At 67.8% G+C, this 14,298-nt stretch carries 16 protein-coding genes; 8 read left to right on the top strand and 8 right to left on the bottom strand.

All coding sequences use genetic code 11. From position 1 onward, the window contains the following. Positions 1-11 precede the first annotated feature (11 nt). The 6 genes from denD to NGK62_RS09120 form a co-directional block, all read right to left on the bottom strand. Entirely contained in the window at positions 12-986 is a 975-nt protein-coding gene (gene denD, locus NGK62_RS09095) for a D-erythronate dehydrogenase (protein ID WP_251878095.1), read from the bottom strand. Beyond that, positions 983-1,783: a 2-oxo-tetronate isomerase gene (gene otnI, locus NGK62_RS09100; RefSeq protein WP_251878097.1), complete on the bottom strand. Its 801-nt coding sequence runs from the start codon at positions 1,781-1,783 to the stop codon at positions 983-985. The genes denD and otnI overlap by 4 nt, the downstream gene beginning before the upstream one ends. Positions 1,784-1,797: 14 nt before the next feature. After that, entirely contained in the window at positions 1,798-2,439 is a 642-nt protein-coding gene (gene otnC / locus NGK62_RS09105) for a 3-oxo-tetronate 4-phosphate decarboxylase (protein ID WP_251878099.1), read from the bottom strand. Between the two features lie 82 nt (positions 2,440-2,521). After that, on the bottom strand, positions 2,522-3,499 hold the full coding sequence (locus NGK62_RS09110; protein WP_059378074.1) for a Bug family tripartite tricarboxylate transporter substrate binding protein: 978 nt from the start codon (positions 3,497-3,499) through the stop codon (positions 2,522-2,524). Positions 3,500-3,618: 119 nt separating this feature from the next. Further along, entirely contained in the window at positions 3,619-4,536 is a 918-nt protein-coding gene (locus NGK62_RS09115) for an NAD(P)-dependent oxidoreductase (protein ID WP_251878101.1), read from the bottom strand. Beyond that, positions 4,533-4,946, bottom strand: coding sequence for a carboxymuconolactone decarboxylase family protein (locus NGK62_RS09120; protein ID WP_059378339.1), 414 nt, complete (start codon positions 4,944-4,946; stop codon positions 4,533-4,535). Before NGK62_RS09120 ends, NGK62_RS09115 begins: the two co-directional genes overlap by 4 nt. A gap of 209 nt (positions 4,947-5,155) precedes the next feature. On the opposite strand from NGK62_RS09120, the gene NGK62_RS09125 reads away from it, so the two are divergent. The 8 genes from NGK62_RS09125 to NGK62_RS09160 all read left to right on the top strand — a co-directional run bounded on the left by NGK62_RS09125 (position 5,156) and on the right by NGK62_RS09160 (position 12,511). Then, positions 5,156-6,373, top strand: a complete 1,218-nt coding sequence (locus tag NGK62_RS09125) for an ABC transporter substrate-binding protein (RefSeq protein WP_059378078.1) — start codon at positions 5,156-5,158, stop codon at positions 6,371-6,373. Between the two features lie 22 nt (positions 6,374-6,395). Next, complete coding sequence (locus NGK62_RS09130; RefSeq protein WP_059378080.1) at positions 6,396-7,256, top strand: branched-chain amino acid ABC transporter permease; 861 nt, start codon at positions 6,396-6,398, stop codon at positions 7,254-7,256. After that, positions 7,256-8,230, top strand: a complete 975-nt coding sequence (locus NGK62_RS09135) for a branched-chain amino acid ABC transporter permease (protein WP_118931650.1) — start codon at positions 7,256-7,258, stop codon at positions 8,228-8,230. The genes NGK62_RS09130 and NGK62_RS09135 overlap by 1 nt, the downstream gene beginning before the upstream one ends. Beyond that, positions 8,223-8,963: an ABC transporter ATP-binding protein gene (locus NGK62_RS09140; RefSeq protein ID WP_059378085.1), complete on the top strand. Its 741-nt coding sequence runs from the start codon at positions 8,223-8,225 to the stop codon at positions 8,961-8,963. Before NGK62_RS09135 ends, NGK62_RS09140 begins: the two co-directional genes overlap by 8 nt. Then, positions 8,960-9,673 (top strand): ABC transporter ATP-binding protein, encoded by a 714-nt coding sequence (locus NGK62_RS09145; protein WP_251878103.1) that lies wholly within the window; start codon positions 8,960-8,962, stop codon positions 9,671-9,673. Before NGK62_RS09140 ends, NGK62_RS09145 begins: the two co-directional genes overlap by 4 nt. A gap of 117 nt (positions 9,674-9,790) precedes the next feature. Then, on the top strand, positions 9,791-10,534 hold the full coding sequence (locus tag NGK62_RS09150) for a GntR family transcriptional regulator (RefSeq protein ID WP_059378088.1): 744 nt from the start codon (positions 9,791-9,793) through the stop codon (positions 10,532-10,534). Beyond that, complete coding sequence (locus NGK62_RS09155; protein WP_251878105.1) at positions 10,479-11,711, top strand: alpha/beta fold hydrolase; 1,233 nt, start codon at positions 10,479-10,481, stop codon at positions 11,709-11,711. The genes NGK62_RS09150 and NGK62_RS09155 overlap by 56 nt, the downstream gene beginning before the upstream one ends. After that, positions 11,708-12,511, top strand: coding sequence for an N-acyl homoserine lactonase family protein (locus tag NGK62_RS09160; RefSeq protein ID WP_251878107.1), 804 nt, complete (start codon positions 11,708-11,710; stop codon positions 12,509-12,511). Before NGK62_RS09155 ends, NGK62_RS09160 begins: the two co-directional genes overlap by 4 nt. A 30-nt stretch (positions 12,512-12,541) precedes the next feature. On the opposite strand, the gene NGK62_RS09165 is transcribed toward NGK62_RS09160, so the two are convergent. Both NGK62_RS09165 and NGK62_RS09170 read right to left on the bottom strand, forming a co-directional pair. Next, complete coding sequence (locus NGK62_RS09165) at positions 12,542-13,534, bottom strand: CobW family GTP-binding protein (protein WP_251878109.1); 993 nt, start codon at positions 13,532-13,534, stop codon at positions 12,542-12,544. A 7-nt stretch (positions 13,535-13,541) separates the two neighbouring features. Further along, a complete protein-coding gene (locus NGK62_RS09170; protein ID WP_251878111.1) occupies positions 13,542-14,267 on the bottom strand; it encodes an isochorismatase family protein in 726 nt (241 codons plus the stop codon). Positions 14,268-14,298 lie beyond the last annotated feature (31 nt).

Here is a 14,298-nt window from a genome sequence, read left to right on the forward strand (position 1 = left end):
GCAGCCTGCGCTCAGCGCGGCAGGTCGTCGGCCATGTAGGCGCGGATGATGTCCGCGAAATCGGCGTCGCCGCGCAAGCCCAGGCGCTCGGCCCGAGCAGTGTCCCAGCGGCCAGGCCAGCTGCCCACGATGCGCTCGACGCGCTCGTCAGGCTGCCAGCCGACACGGCCGGCGACCTCCTCGCCCGCGACCTGGCGCAGCGCCTGCACCATCTCGCTTGCCGTGACCGAAACCCCTGGCAGATTGATGGGCGCACGGTCCGCGACGGCGGCCGCTTCCAGTTCGCAGCCGGCGATCAGGGCCTGGATCGCGCCGCGCGGCGACAGCAGCCACAGGCGCGTGTCGGCGCTCACCGGGCAGGCGGCCTCCAGGCCGTTCAAGGGTTCGCGGATGATGCCGCTGGCGAACGAGGAAGCCGCCGCATTGGGCCGCCCCGGACGTACGCTGATGGTGGGCAGGCGCAGCACGCGCCCGTCCACATAGCCGCGCCGCGTGTAGTCCGCCAGCAGCAGTTCGGCAATGGCCTTCTGCGTGCCGTAGGACGATTGGGGATTGAGCGCGGTATCGTCGCGCACGGTGTCGGGCAGCGCGCCGCCGTACACCGCGACCGAACTGGTGAAGATCACCCGCGGCTTGTGGCCCAGCGCGCGGCAGGTCTCCAGCAGCGCGCGCGATGCGTCCAGGTTAATGCGCATGCCCAGATCGAAATCGGCCTCCGCCTGCCCGCTGACGATGGCCGCCAGATGGAAGATGGCGCGAGTCTCGGCGTCGATGGCCTGCCGCAACACTGCGGGATCGGCGATATCGCCGACCTGCGCATGGATGCGCGGATCGTCCGGCCCCGGAGCCAGCGCCACGTCCAGCAGGTCGATCCGCGTGATGGCTTCAGGCTTGCCGCCATCCAATGCCAGCGTGCCGCGCTCCAGCAGCTTGCGGGCCAGGCGCTGCCCCAGGAATCCGGCGCCGCCGGTGATGAGTATCTTCATATCGCGGTATGCCCCGTGTGCGTCAGATAGGACCGGGCCCAGCCCAGCCCGGCGGAGGTGCCGGCCCGGGGCCGGTATTCGCAACCGATCCAGCCGGCATAGCCCAGCGCATCGATCTGTTCGAACAGATAGGGATAGTTCAGCTCGCCCTGGTCCGGCTCGTGGCGGTCCGGCACGCCAGCGATCTGGATGTGGCCAATGCCCGCCATGTCCCGCTTGAGCTTGACCGCGATATCGCCTTCCACGATCTGGCAGTGATAGATGTCGAACTGCACCTTCAGGTTATCGGCGCCGACCTCGGCGCATATGGCCTGGGCCTCGTCCTGACGGTTGAGGAAAAAGCCCGGAATGTCGCGCGTGTTGATCGGCTCTATCACCACTGTCACCCCGGCGGATGCTGCGGCGCGCGCGGCCCAGGCGAGGTTCTCCAGATAGACCGCGCGATGCGCTGCGCGGTCCTGCCCGTGCTGTATCAGCCCGGCCATGAGATGCAGCTTGCGGTTGCCCAGCGCAGCGGCATATTCCAAGGCCAGGTCGACCCCGCGCCGGAACTCGCTGGCGCGGCCCGGCAGCGAGGCCGTGCCGCGCTCGCCTGCGGCCCAATCGCCGGGCGGCGCGTTGAACAGCGCCTGGGTCAGCCCCTGCCCCTGCAGCCGCGCCTGGAGCTCGGCCGCCGGATACTCATAGGGAAACAGGAACTCCACACCCGCGAACCCGTCCCTCGCAGCCGCCGCAAAGCGGTCCAGGAAGGGATGCTCGGTGTACATCATGCTGAGATTGGCGGCCAGGCGCGGCATCGCGGTTCCTTGATTCAGTAGCGCGCGCCGAACACGACCCGCAGTTCATCGATGGCCGCGGCGCTCAATGGCGCCGGCCGGGGATTGCTCATCAGCCACAGGCGGGCGGTTTCTTCCAGTTCTTCCAGCGCGTAGGAGGCATGCGCCACGGAGCGTTCCCATACCACCGGCCCCAGGCGCTCGAACAGCGCCCCCCGCACCTCGCCGGCCACCGCGGCGACCTCGGCCGCGGCTTGCGGATCGCCGGGACGGCGATAGGGGATCAGCGGAATCCGGCCGACCTTCATGACCTGATAGGGCGTGATGGGCGGCAGCACTTCATCGGGCCGCCAGACGCTCGCCAACGTCAGCGCCACCAGATGCGTGGAATGCGTGTGCACGATGCCGCGGGCGCCGGGACTGGCCTGGTAGATGCCGCGATGCAGCTCCAGCGTCTTGGACGGCTTGCTGCCCGACACGTGCCTGCCCGCCGCATCGACCTTGGACAGTTCGGCGGGATCCAGCCGTCCGAGGCAGGCGTCGGTCGGCGTGATCAGCCAGCCGTCGTCCAGGCGCGCGCTGATGTTGCCGGCGGCGCCCACGGTATAGCCGCGGTTGTAGAGACTGGCGCCGACGGCGCAGATCTCTTCGCGAATGCGGGATTCTTCAGAATTCATAAGGTCATCATACAAATTCTGGCGAAAAAAGACACCCAGGGTAAGTCCCGGGCAGGAATCCGCGATCCCTGCCCGACCAGCCTCAGTTCACCGTTATCCCGGCATCCCGGATCAGTTCGGCGAAACGCGGCACGTCGCGCGCGATCAAGGCCTGGAAGGCCGCGGAGCCCTGCTCCTGCGTCCCCGGCGCCTGCGCCGCCAGCTTGTCGAGCGACTCGCGCACATTCGGGCTCTTCAGCGCCGCCGCCAGCGCCTCCTCCAGCCGCGCCACCACAGCCGGCGGCGTGCCCGCCGGCGCGGCAATGCCATTCCAGACGCTCATATTGAATTGCGGCACGCCGCCTTCCGCGAACGTAGGCACATCGGGGATCTGCGGCAGCCGGCTCGGGCTGGCCACGGCCAGCGCCGTGACGCGCTTGCCTTCATGGATGGGAATCATGGTGACCGTCTGGTCGATCACGGCTTCCACGGTGCCCGCCATCAGGTCGCTGATCGCCGGCCCCGCGCCCCGATACGGAATCTGCATGCCCTGGGTCCCGGTGACGTGCAGGAAATAGGCCGCCGCGATATGGCTGGTGGAACCCGAGCCGGCGTTGCCGAAGTTCACGTCCTTGCCTTGCTTGCGCAGGCGTTCGACGAAATCGGACAGCTTGGTGATGCCGCTGGCCTTGCTGACGGAAAGCACCATCGGCACGGTCGCCACCAGTCCGATCGCGGTCATGTCGCGGCGCGGATCGAACTTGCTTGCGGGATAGAGCGACGGCGCGATCGCCAGCGATCCCATATTGCCGAAGGTGATGGTGTAGCCGTCCGGCGCCGCGCGCGCCACGCGCTGGTTGCCGATCATCGTGCCGCCGCCGCCCTGGTTTTCCACCACGACGGGTTGCCCCAGATTCTCGCCCATGGCTTGCGCCACGATGCGGGCCAGGCCGTCCGTGGACCCGCCGGGCGCATAAGGCACCACCATCGAAATGGCGCGGGCGGGATAGCCCTGCGCCCCCGCCAGGGCGCTGAATGCAAACAGGCAGGCGCCAGCAGACGCCAGTATGGTCTTCCTCATGGTTTTGCTCCTCGGTTTTCATAGTTGCCGGCAACAGCCGGCCCTCCGCCTTGTGCCGGCGGATTCTTGCGCTACGTTGGAAGGGAAGCGGCGCGGGCGACAGCCCGGCCGCGGCTTGCTCAGCCTTTGGGCTTGGCGCCCAGCTCCACGCCTGCGAGCTGTTCGGACAGGCGCGCAACGGCGGTATGGTCCTGGCCCTTGCCCAGCGTCTTGCCGGCCGAGGCCCACAGTTCGCGGCACAGCGAGGCGAACGGCGTGGGCGTGCCGGTATCGGTCGCGATACCCAGCGCGATGCCCAGGTCCTTGACCATCAGGTCCAGGCCGAATCCCGAGTTGAACTGGCGCGACAGCACGAATTGCTTGAACTTCTTCTGGGTCGAATTGTTCATGCCGGTCGACGCGTTGAGCACGTCGACGATCACGTTCGGATCCAGGCCGAACTGCTGGCCGATCAGCATCGCCTCCACCCCGATCAGGAAGCCGCCGGCCGACACCAGGTTGTTCAAGGCCTTCATGGCGTGGGCGCTGCCGACCTCGCCCACCGGCGTAATCGTCGTGCCCATGCTGGACAGGGCCGGGCGCACCCGCTCCAGCGTCGCGGCGGGTCCGCCGTACATGATGGCCAGCTCACCCGTACGTGCGCGCGGCACGCCGCCGGACACCGGGGCGTCGACCATGACGCCGCCGGCGGCGGCAACGGCCTGCGCCAGGCGCTGCGTATGCGCCGGCACGCCGGAACTCATGTCGACCACCACGCTGCCCGGGCGCAGGCCCGCCAGCACGCCTTGTTGGCCGTTGAGCACCTGCTCGACGATCGCGCTGGTGGGCAGCATGGTGAAGACGATGTCGGACTGAGCCGCCAATTCCGCGCAGGTGGCGGCGGCCTGGCCGCCCACTTCCTGGGCGAACTTGTCCGCCTGGCCCGGCACGGCGTCGAACACCGTGACGGCAAAGCCGGCCTGTACCAGACGGGCCGCCATGGGCCAGCCCATGCTGCCGATGCCGATCAGGCCCACGCGCTCCTGCGCGGCGCTCATGCCTTGGACTCCTTGAAGGCGCCCTCTTCTTCCAGCACCTGGTTGGCGACCTTGAATGCATCCAGCCCCGCCGGAATGCCGCAGTAGACCGTGGCCTGCAGCAGGATTTCCTTGATCTCCTCGACCGTCACGCCGTTGTTCAACGCGCCCTTGACGTGCAACTTGATCTCGGCGGGACGGTTCAGTGCCGTGAGCATGGCCAGGTTAAGCATGCTGCGCGTCTTCTTCTCCAGCCCCGGGCGGCCCCAGGTGTAGCCCCAGCACCACTCGGTGGTGATGTGCTGGAAGGCCATCATGAATTCATTGGCGCGGGCCAGCGAGCCGTCCACGTATTCGGTGCCCAGCACTTCGCGGCGCAGGTTCAGGCCTTGGTCGAACAGGGCCTGGGTTTCGGATTTGGTGTCTGCCATGAGTTCCTCTTGCGTGATGGGGTGAGGGGTTGTGGAGCAGGCGTCCGCCTGATCCATTTTGTCTGATTGTCCGGCAACTTTCCCGCAATCGTCAATAGTCAGATTGTCAGACAATCTTCTTGACTGCTTAAGATTTGAGCAGAATAATGTGCCGCAGAGCGCCGGGCCGGCAGCCTTGCGCCACACCCGAAAAAAGCCAGGAGACAGACATGACAAAACCCCAACAGGCCATGCGCCGCGGGCGCAGGGAATTCGTCGCTGGATTGGGCGCGGCCGCGCTGGCCGCCAGCTTGCCCGGCCGCGCGCTGGCCGCGCCGGCGGAAATCAACGTCGGCGTGATCCTGCCGCTGTCGGGCGCCAACGCCCAGTTCGGCATCAATTCGCGCCAGGGACTGGAGCTGGCCGCCGACGAGATCAACGCAGCCGGCGGCATCAAGGCCATGGGTGGGGCCAAGCTCAAGCTCATCATTGCCGACGCCACTTCCCAGCCCACCACCGCGGCCACCGTGGCGCAGCGCCTGATCACGCAGAACCGCTGCGTGGCCATCATCGGCGCCTACGCCTCGTCGCTGACGCTGGCAATCTCGGAAGTGACCGAGCGCCGCGGCATCCCCCTGCTCACCATGTCGTTCTCCGACGTGCTCACCGAGCGCGGCTTCAAGCACATCTTCCAGGTGGTATCCAAAGGCTCGGTGCTGGGCCGCGCCCAGTATGACTATGCGGCCTCGGTGGTGGCGGGCGCTTCGGACATCAAGAAGATCGCGCTGCTGTACGAGGACACCGCCTACGGCACCTCGCAGGCGGTCGGCGTGCGCAATGCGGCCAAGGCGGCGGGCGCGCAGGTCGTGCTGGACGAGGCCTATCCGCTGGGCATCACCGACGTCACGCCGCTGATCAGCAAGCTGCGCGGATCGGACGCCCAGATCGTGTTCCCGATCTCGTACCTGAACGACAGCCTGCTGATCATCCGCGTCATGCGGCAGCAGCGCCTGACCGTGCCCATCGTGGGCGGAGCCGCGGGCTACGTCATTCCCGACTTCGCCAAGGCCCTGGGGCAGTACTCCGAGGCGGTGCTGTCGATCGCCCCCGCCAACTACGACCAGGCGCCCGAATACACCGAGCGCTACCGCAAGCGCTTCGGCACCTTCATGCCGCACGAGGCGCTGGAACATGCGGTGTGCGCGGGCGTGCTGGCCCAGGCGCTGGAAGTCGCCGCGTCCGACAAGCCGGAAGCGGTCTCCCAGGCGCTGCGCGCGCAAAAGTACGACCAGGGCTGGGCCGGCGTGATGTCGGGCGGTGGCGTGCATTTCGACGCCAACGGCCTGAACACCATGGCGCAGCCCATCATGGTCCAGTGGCAAAAGGGCGAACTGGTCTCGGTCTGGCCGCAGGCGCTGGCCAAGGGCCGCGTCATCACGGCCTCCTGAACCCCACGCGCGGAGCACGGTCATGCAATTCCTGCAGGCACTGGTGGACGGCATTCTGCTGGGCGGGGTCTACGCGGTCATCTCCATCGGACTCACGCTCGTCTTCGGCGTGGTGTCCATCGTCAACTTCGCCCAGGCCGAATTCTTGATGGTGGGCATGTTCGTGGCGTACTTCGCCTGGAAGCTGCTCGGCCTGGACCCCCTGCTGGGGTCGCTGCTGTCGTTCGCGGTGGCCTTTGCGCTGGGCGTGCTGACGCAGAAGTACCTGATCAACCGGGTACTGAAGGCGCCGGCGGTCGCGCAGATCTTCCTGACGGTGGGCCTGCTCATCGTCATGGAGAACCTGGCGCTGATCCTGTTCGGATCCGAGTTCCGCTCGGTACAGACGCCCTACCAGATGACCGCGCTGGCCGTGGGCCCCATCCTGCTCAGCGCCCCCTACCTGCTGGCCTTCGCGGTCGCGTCGGTGGCGGGCCTGGCCCTGTGGTGGGTGCTGAAGAAAACCTGGTGGGGCATGGCGGTGCGGGCCACCGCCCAGGATCCCATGGCCGCCAGGCTGTCCGGCATCTCCACGCACCGCGTGCACCAACTGGCTTTCGGGCTGGGCGTTGGCATGACGGCGCTGGGCGGCGGCATCATCCTGCCCTACTTGACCGCCTCGACCACCGTCGGCGCGCAGTTCAGCGTGCTGATGTTCACGGCGGTGGTGCTGGGCGGGCTGGGCAGCGTGATAGGCGCGGTGGTGGGCGGCGTGGCGGTCGGCGTGATCCAGTCGCTGTCGTCGCTGGTGCTGCCGATGCAGCTGCAGAACCTGGCGCTGTTCGCCATCTTCATCCTGGTGCTGGCCGTGCGCCCGGAAGGTCTTCTGAAAAGGGCGGGCTGATGACCAAGAACCGACAACTCCTGCTGTGGGCGCTGCCGCTGGCGGCCGCCCTGATCGTGCCGTGGCTGATGGAAGACCAGGGTTACGGTATCCGCGTGCTGACGCTGGTGCTGCTGTTTGCCGCCATGGGCCAGTCCTGGAACATCGTGGGCGGCCTGGCCAACCAGATCTCGCTGGGCCATGCGGCCTTCTTCGGACTAGGCGCCTACACCTCGACCCTGCTGCTCATGCGCTACGGGATCTCGCCCTGGCTGGGCATCGTCGCCGCCATGGCGGTGGCCGCGGCCGCGGGCGCGCTGCTCAGCCTGCCCACCATGCGGCTGCGCGGACATTACTTCGCGCTGGCCACGCTGGCCTTCGGCGAAGTGCTGCGCGCCATCGCCAACACCTGGGCCTCCGTAACGGGCGGGCCGGTCGGCGTGTCCATCCCGTTCTCGGAAGGACTGGCCCAGATGCAGTTCAAGTCCAGCATCCCCTACTACTACCTGATGCTGGCGGCCGCGGTGATTACCTCGATCGTGTTCGCGCTGATCAGCCATTCGCGCCTGGGCTACCGCCTGCGCGCGGTCAAGGCCAACCCGCAGGCCGCCGAAGTCATCGGCGTCGACACCGCCCGCACCCGCATCCTTGCCGCCGTCATCTCGGCCGCGCTGATGGGCGCCTGCGGCACGCTGTACGCGCAGTTCATCTACTTCTTCGACCCGGACACGGTCTTCTCGCTGGTCGGCATCTCGGTGCGCGTGGCGCTGATCTGCATCATCGGCGGCGTGGGCACGGTAGCCGGCCCGCTGATCGGCGCGCTGGTCATCATCCCGCTGGAAGAGACGTTCAACGACTGGCTGTCGGGCCACACCGCGGGCGTATCGCAGCTGGCCTTCGGGCTGATCCTGATCGCCATCATCCTGATCGAGCCGCGCGGCCTGTCGGCGCTGTGGACCCGGCTGCGCAACCTGACGCGAGGCCAGCATGCCTGACATCCTCAAGGTCTCACGCATCCAGCGCCGCTTCGGCGGCCTGAAAGCCGTGGACGACGTGTCGTTCACCGTGGCCCGCGGCGACATCCTGGGCCTCATCGGCCCCAATGGCGCCGGCAAGACCACCCTGTTCAACCTGCTGGTCGGGCTGTACCGCGGCAATGGCGGCAGCATCGAACTGGAAGGGCGCGACATCAGCGGCCTGCGGCCCCACCAGATCGCGGCGCTGGGCATGACCAAGACCTTCCAGAACGTGGCGCTGTTTCCCGAGATGACGGTGCTGGACAACGTGCTGGTCGGCGGGCTGCTGCGCCACGACGTCGGCCGGGCGCGCCGGCTTGCGCTGGAAAATCTCGACCGCGTCGGCCTGTCCGGCATCGCCGCCAAGCCCGCCGGCGAACTGTCGTTTCCCGAGCAGGCGCGGGTGGAACTGGCGCGCGCGCTGTGCACCGACCCCAAGGTATTCCTGCTGGACGAGGTCATGGCGGCGCTGAACGAATCCGAGATGGACGCCCTGCTGGACCTGATCCGCACCCTGCGCGACGAGTCCGGCATCACCTTCATCGTGGTGGAACACCATATGCGCGCCATCATGCGCCTGTGCAACCGGATCCTGGTGCTGTCCTTCGGCCAGAAGATCGCCGAGGGCAGCCCGGCGCAGATCGCGGCCGATCCCACGGTGATCGAGGTCTACCTGGGCAAGTCGCTGGAGCAGTTGGAGGTGCCGGCATGAGCCTGCTGCAGATCCAGGGGCTGACCGCCGCCTACGACCGCAGCCCGGTGCTGCGCGACATCACGCTGGACGTGCCCGCGGGCGGCTTCGTCGCGGTGGTCGGCGCCAACACGGCTGGCAAGAGCACGCTGCTGCGCTGCATCTCCGGCCTGCTCGACAAGGTCGGCGGCAGCATCAGGTTCGACGGGCAGGAGATCCTGCGCCTGGCGCCGCACCGCGTCCCCGAGCTAGGCATCGCCCACGTGCCGGAAGGCCGTCACGTCTTTCCGGAAATGACGGTCGAGGAAAACCTGTACCTGGGCGGCTACACCCGCCGCCGCGACATGGCGGCGGTCAGGCGCGGCTGCGAGCGGATCTACGCGCTGTTTCCACGGTTGCGGGAACGGCGCCGCCAGCAGGCCGGCACGCTATCCGGCGGCGAGCAGCAGATGGTGGCCTTCGGCCGCGCCTTGATGCTGGAGCCGCGGCTGTTGCTGCTGGACGAGCCCAGCCACGGCCTGGCACCCAAAATCGTCGAGGAGATGCACCAGGCCATGATAGACATCCACCGCAGCGGCCTGACCATCTTGCTGGTGGAGCAGAACACGCGCCTGGCGCTATCGGTGGCCGAGTACGCGTACGTGCTGCAGTCGGGTTCCCTGGTGCTGTCCGGCCCCAGCGCCGAACTGCTGGAAGACGGCCGCGTGCGGGCGGCCTACCTCGGTTTGTAGCCATGGCCCGCCGACGGGATATATTGCGTCTTTACGTAGACACGGCGGTTCGCCGCGGCGCGGCCATGAGCCTGCGCCGGCGCGCCGGCCCGCCGCCAGCTTAAGCGAGAGACAGCCATGGCCAGCCCGACAGGCGCGGTATTCGAAAAACCCGGCACCCTGCGCACCCGCGTGGAGGAATTCCTGCGCGCGTCCATCATGGACGGACGGATCAAGGGCGGAGAACGCCTGCGCGAACAGGAACTGTGCGATCAGCTCGGCATCAGCCGCAGCACGCTGCGCGAGGCGCTGCGCACCCTGGAGGCCGAGCGCCTGATTTCCATCGAACCGCACCGCGGCCCCACCGTGGTGCGCATCACCGAAAAAGCGGCCCGCGACCTCTATGCCCTGCGCGCCCTGCTGGAAGGCTATGCCGCGCATGAATTCGCCAGGCTGGCAAGCGATGCCGACGTCGAACGCCTGCGCAAGGCGGTGGACGCCCTGCACCGCCAGGCCAAGGGCAGCAACAAGGCGGCCCTGCTGGCGGCCAAGCGCGACTTCTACGACGTGCTGCTGAGCGGCTGCGACAACGACCTGGTCAAGGACATGCTGCCGGGCCTGCTGTCGCGCATCAATCTGCTGCGCGCCACCTCGTTCGCGCGCGCCGACCGCCTGCCGGAAAGCATGGCCGAAATCGACCTGATCTTCGAGCGCATCCGGGCTCGGGATCCGCAAGGCGCGCAGAGCGCGGCGCAGAGCCATATCGTGAACGCGGAACGCACCGCGCTCGAAGTGCTCAAGCGCCAGCAACAGGAGACATCCGACAGTGAAGGCGATCGTCCAGAAACTAAAGGCCGGGGCAGCCCTGGCTCAGCAGGATAGCGAATTCATCCTGGCCGCGCGCGGCCTGCCCTGCGCCATCTGGCTGCAAGCAGGACCCGCGCCCGATGAAAGAATCGCGGCCTGGGCAGGCCAGCCCGCCGCCCCCTCGCAATGCATTGTCGTCAGCGCGCCGCCCGAAACCTGGCACAAGCTGCTCTGCGACACCCCGCCCCCGGGCTACCACTCCTTCACCGCGGCCCGCCGCCAGGCGCACGGCCTGCGCGTCAGCGGCGACGCGCTAGCCGTCGCCCAGGCCCTGCACCCGCTGGAACGGCTGTTCGAGATCCTGCGCGGCCAGCTCGCCGCCACTCCCGAATGGCTGGACCGCAGCCCGATTTCCGGCGCCTACGCCACCCTCGATATCGGCCCGGCCCGGACCTCTCTCTACTATGAAACCAGCGGCCTCGACGCCGGCCCCCCACTGCTGATGCTGCACACGGCGGGCGCGGACTCCCGCCAGTACCATGCGCTGATGGCCGATCCCGAACTGCGACGGCAATGGCGCATGATCGCCTTCGACATGCCCGGGCACGGGCGCAGCATGCCCCTGTCCGGCCAAGCCTGGACCGCTGAAGGTCTCACGCGCGACGCCTATCTGCAGACCTGCCTGGCGGTGATCCGCCAGATCGCGGGCGCGCCGGCGGCGCTGCTGGGCTGCTCGATGGGCGCGGCGATGGCGCTGGTGGTCGCGGCAAGCAGCCCCGCCGACGTGGCCGGCGTGGTCGCGCTGGAGGCTCCTTATAAGGCCGCTGGACGGCGCACCCCCATGCTGTGCCACCCCCAGGTCAACCAGGCGGCGCACAACCCCGCCTACGTGCGCGGCCTGATGGGACCGGCTTCCACCCTGCAGGCGCGGCGCGACGCGGCCTGGATCTACTCGCAGGGCGGCTTCAATGTCTATGCCAACGATCTCTGGTTCTACAGCGAAGATTTCAACGCCGCCGAGCACCTGGCCGGCCTCAACGCCGATGCCTTCGGCATATCGCTGCTGACTGGCGCCTACGATTATTCGGCCAGCCCCGAGGATTCCCGCCGGGTCGCGGCCCTGATTCCCGGCGCGCGCTTTCAGGCCATGCCGGAACTGGGACATTTCCCCATGGTCGAGAACCCGCAACGCCTCATGGACTATCTGCGGCCCGAGCTGGACCGCCTGCGCAAACACGGAGCCATCGCATGACGCTGCCCAACTACGAGGTCTACGCCCTGCGCTACGCCACGGTGGCGCGGCAGCGCAGCCAGAACTTCATCACGCCGCCCGACCCGCACGACGGCCCCATGCCGATGGACTATTTCGTCTGGGTCATCCGCGACGGCGCGCGCGCCTACCTGGTGGACACGGGATTCAATGAAGAGGCTGCGCGCGCCCGTGGCCGCGAGTTCCTGCGCTGCCCAATAGAGGCGCTGGCGAAACTTGGCATCGCGCCCGCCGACATCCGCGACGTCATCGTCACGCATCTGCACTACGACCATGCCGGCAACATCCGCAAGCTGCCGCAAGCCCGTCTGCATCTGCAGGAAAGCGAGCTGCATTACGCCTGCGGCTGCAATATGCGCTTCGACATGCTGCGCCACGCCTATTCGGTGGAAGACGTGGTGGACGTGGTGCGGGGCGTGTACGACAAGCGCGTGGCCTTCTACCACGGCCACGACGAGATCGCGCCCGGCCTGCAGTTGCTGCACATCGGCGGCCACACCCGCGGGCTGCAGGCGGTGCGCGTGCACACCGCGCGCGGCTGGATGGTGCTGGCCTCCGACGCCAGCCACTACTACGACAACATGGGCCGCGATGCGCCCTTTCCCATCGTCGACAACGTGGCCGACATGCTGGCCGGCTACGAGATCCTGCTGAAATTCGCGGAATCTCCCGACCACATCGTGCCAGGACACGATCCTCTGGTCAGGACGCGGCATCCGGGCCTGAGCGGCGCGGATACCGAAGTGGTGGCGCTGCACCTGGGCCACGGCGCGCGCCCCTGAATGCTGGCGTTTCGCGCCAGCGGCGCGGCATCACAAGCCCAGCGGCCGGATCGCCTCGTCCACGTCTTCCGCCGACATGTCCTGCACGATGAGGACCATGGCGCCCGCCCGCTGCGCGCCATCCGCTCCTTCCACAGGCTCGGGCACCGAGAAGACATGGCGCACGCCGTGGACGGCCCGCAGGGTCCCGTCCGTCCAGAGCAAGAGCCCCTTCGCGCGCAATAGCCGGTCGCCGACCTGGCGCTGCATGTGCCGGGTCCAGCGCGCATAGTCCTCCCAACCCACCGGCCGGCTCTGGGTAAAGGCGTAGGACACGATGCCGTAGCGCAACACGTGCGCCAGCGGCCCCGCGATTGGCGCCGCGTGCAGCGCCGCAACATCCAGATGCTCGGCGCGCAGTCCGTCGAACAGCGCGGGCGCGTCCTCATCCACGGTGTCCGGCGACACGGGGCGAATGGGCGCGCTGGCGTTGTAGCCGCGCAGCGCAACGCGCAGTGCGCCCACGGCGGCCTCATCGGCCAGATCGGTCTTGGTCAGCGCGATGCGGTCGGCGATGGCGATCTGGGTGCTGGCTTCGCGGTAGGCGTCCAGCGTCGGCAGGCCATGCAGCGCGTCCGCCGTCGCCACCACGCCGCCGAAGCGGTAGTGGCGGGCAATGAGCGGATCCGCCGCCAGCGTGTTGATGACCGGGCAGGGATCCGCCAGCCCCGAGGTTTCCACCACCACCCGCGTAAACGCGGGGATCTCGCCGCGCTGGCGCCGGTAATAGAGCGACTCCAGCGTATCCTGCAGCGAACTGGTCGCCGCGCAGCACAGGCAGCCGGAATCCAGCAGCACCACGTCGGTATCGTCGGCGCGGCCCACCAGCATGTGGTCCAGGCCGATCTCGCCAAACTCGTTGATGACCACCGCCGTGTCGGCAAAGCGCGGGCTGCGCACCAGGCGCGACAGCAGCGTGGTCTTGCCGCTGCCCAGGAAGCCCGTCAGCAGGTAGACCGGCAACGGTCCGGCGGTCGTGGGCATGGGAAGCTCAGGCCTGTTCCGCGGCGGGCGCGGGCAGGTTGCGCAGATAGTCCTGCACTTCGCGCGACGGAATCACGTCGGCGTACTTGCAGTTCAGGTCGAACAGGCTCATCGCGTGGCTGGCCTGGAAGCGGTCGAACGCAGCCTCTTCGGGAATGATGACCTTGAAGTTGTACGAGTAGGCATCCACCGTGGTGGCGCGCAGGCATCCCGAAGACGTGCAGCCCACCAGGATGAGGGTGTCCACGTCCAGGAAGTTCAGGTGGCTCATGAAGATGGTGCCGAAGAAGCAGGACGGCTTCTGCTTGGTGATGCGGATGTCCTGCGGCCGCGGCGCCAGCGGCTCCACGGTCTGCGTGGCGCGGGTATTGGCGAGCACGGTCTTCTCGCCGCCGCGATGGTTCTTGCCCACTTGCACGCCGCTGTCCAGCAGATCGGCGCGGCGGCCGCTTTCGGTATAGAAGACCGGTATGTTCTTGTCGCGCGCCAGCTCCAGCAGCGGCACGATGTGCGCCACCGCGTCCCAGGCCTCGCGGCCGCAATGGGTGCGGTACTGCTTCAGTCCTTCCAGGATGTCCTGGGGCGTGTCGCCGCAGAAGTTGTACTGCACGTCGATGATGAACAGGGCCGGACGTTTGCCGAAGCCGCCGCGCTTGCCATAGCCGGCCTGCGCCAGCACCTGCTTGTCGCGCTCGGTCAGAAAATCGTCCCAGATTCGCTTGGTTTCGCTCATGGTAATGCCTGCCAGAAAGAGAGTAGGTTCA

It is taken from the genome of Achromobacter sp. Marseille-Q4954 (assembly GCF_943737025.1).
Taxonomy (GTDB): Bacteria; Pseudomonadota; Gammaproteobacteria; order Burkholderiales; family Burkholderiaceae_B; genus Achromobacter; species Achromobacter bronchisepticus_A.

Bases quoted from the DNA above. Each gene is read 5' to 3' on its own strand.
- denD (WP_251878095.1), bottom strand. From the start codon at position 986: ATGAAGATACTCATCACCGGCGGCGCCGGATTCCTGGGGCAGCGCCTG.
- otnI (WP_251878097.1), bottom strand. From the start codon at position 1,783: ATGCCGCGCCTGGCCGCCAATCTCAGCATGATGTACACCGAGCATCCC.
- otnC (WP_251878099.1), bottom strand. From the start codon at position 2,439: ATGAATTCTGAAGAATCCCGCATTCGCGAAGAGATCTGCGCCGTCGGC.
- NGK62_RS09110 (WP_059378074.1), bottom strand. From the start codon at position 3,499: ATGAGGAAGACCATACTGGCGTCTGCTGGCGCCTGCCTGTTTGCATTC.
- NGK62_RS09115 (WP_251878101.1), bottom strand. From the start codon at position 4,536: ATGAGCGCCGCGCAGGAGCGCGTGGGCCTGATCGGCATCGGCAGCATG.
- NGK62_RS09120 (WP_059378339.1), bottom strand. From the start codon at position 4,946: ATGGCAGACACCAAATCCGAAACCCAGGCCCTGTTCGACCAAGGCCTG.
- NGK62_RS09125 (WP_059378078.1), top strand. From the start codon at position 5,156: ATGACAAAACCCCAACAGGCCATGCGCCGCGGGCGCAGGGAATTCGTC.
- NGK62_RS09130 (WP_059378080.1), top strand. From the start codon at position 6,396: ATGCAATTCCTGCAGGCACTGGTGGACGGCATTCTGCTGGGCGGGGTC.
- NGK62_RS09135 (WP_118931650.1), top strand. From the start codon at position 7,256: ATGACCAAGAACCGACAACTCCTGCTGTGGGCGCTGCCGCTGGCGGCC.
- NGK62_RS09140 (WP_059378085.1), top strand. From the start codon at position 8,223: ATGCCTGACATCCTCAAGGTCTCACGCATCCAGCGCCGCTTCGGCGGC.
- NGK62_RS09145 (WP_251878103.1), top strand. From the start codon at position 8,960: ATGAGCCTGCTGCAGATCCAGGGGCTGACCGCCGCCTACGACCGCAGC.
- NGK62_RS09150 (WP_059378088.1), top strand. From the start codon at position 9,791: ATGGCCAGCCCGACAGGCGCGGTATTCGAAAAACCCGGCACCCTGCGC.
- NGK62_RS09160 (WP_251878107.1), top strand. From the start codon at position 11,708: ATGACGCTGCCCAACTACGAGGTCTACGCCCTGCGCTACGCCACGGTG.
- NGK62_RS09165 (WP_251878109.1), bottom strand. From the start codon at position 13,534: ATGCCCACGACCGCCGGACCGTTGCCGGTCTACCTGCTGACGGGCTTC.
- NGK62_RS09170 (WP_251878111.1), bottom strand. From the start codon at position 14,267: ATGAGCGAAACCAAGCGAATCTGGGACGATTTTCTGACCGAGCGCGAC.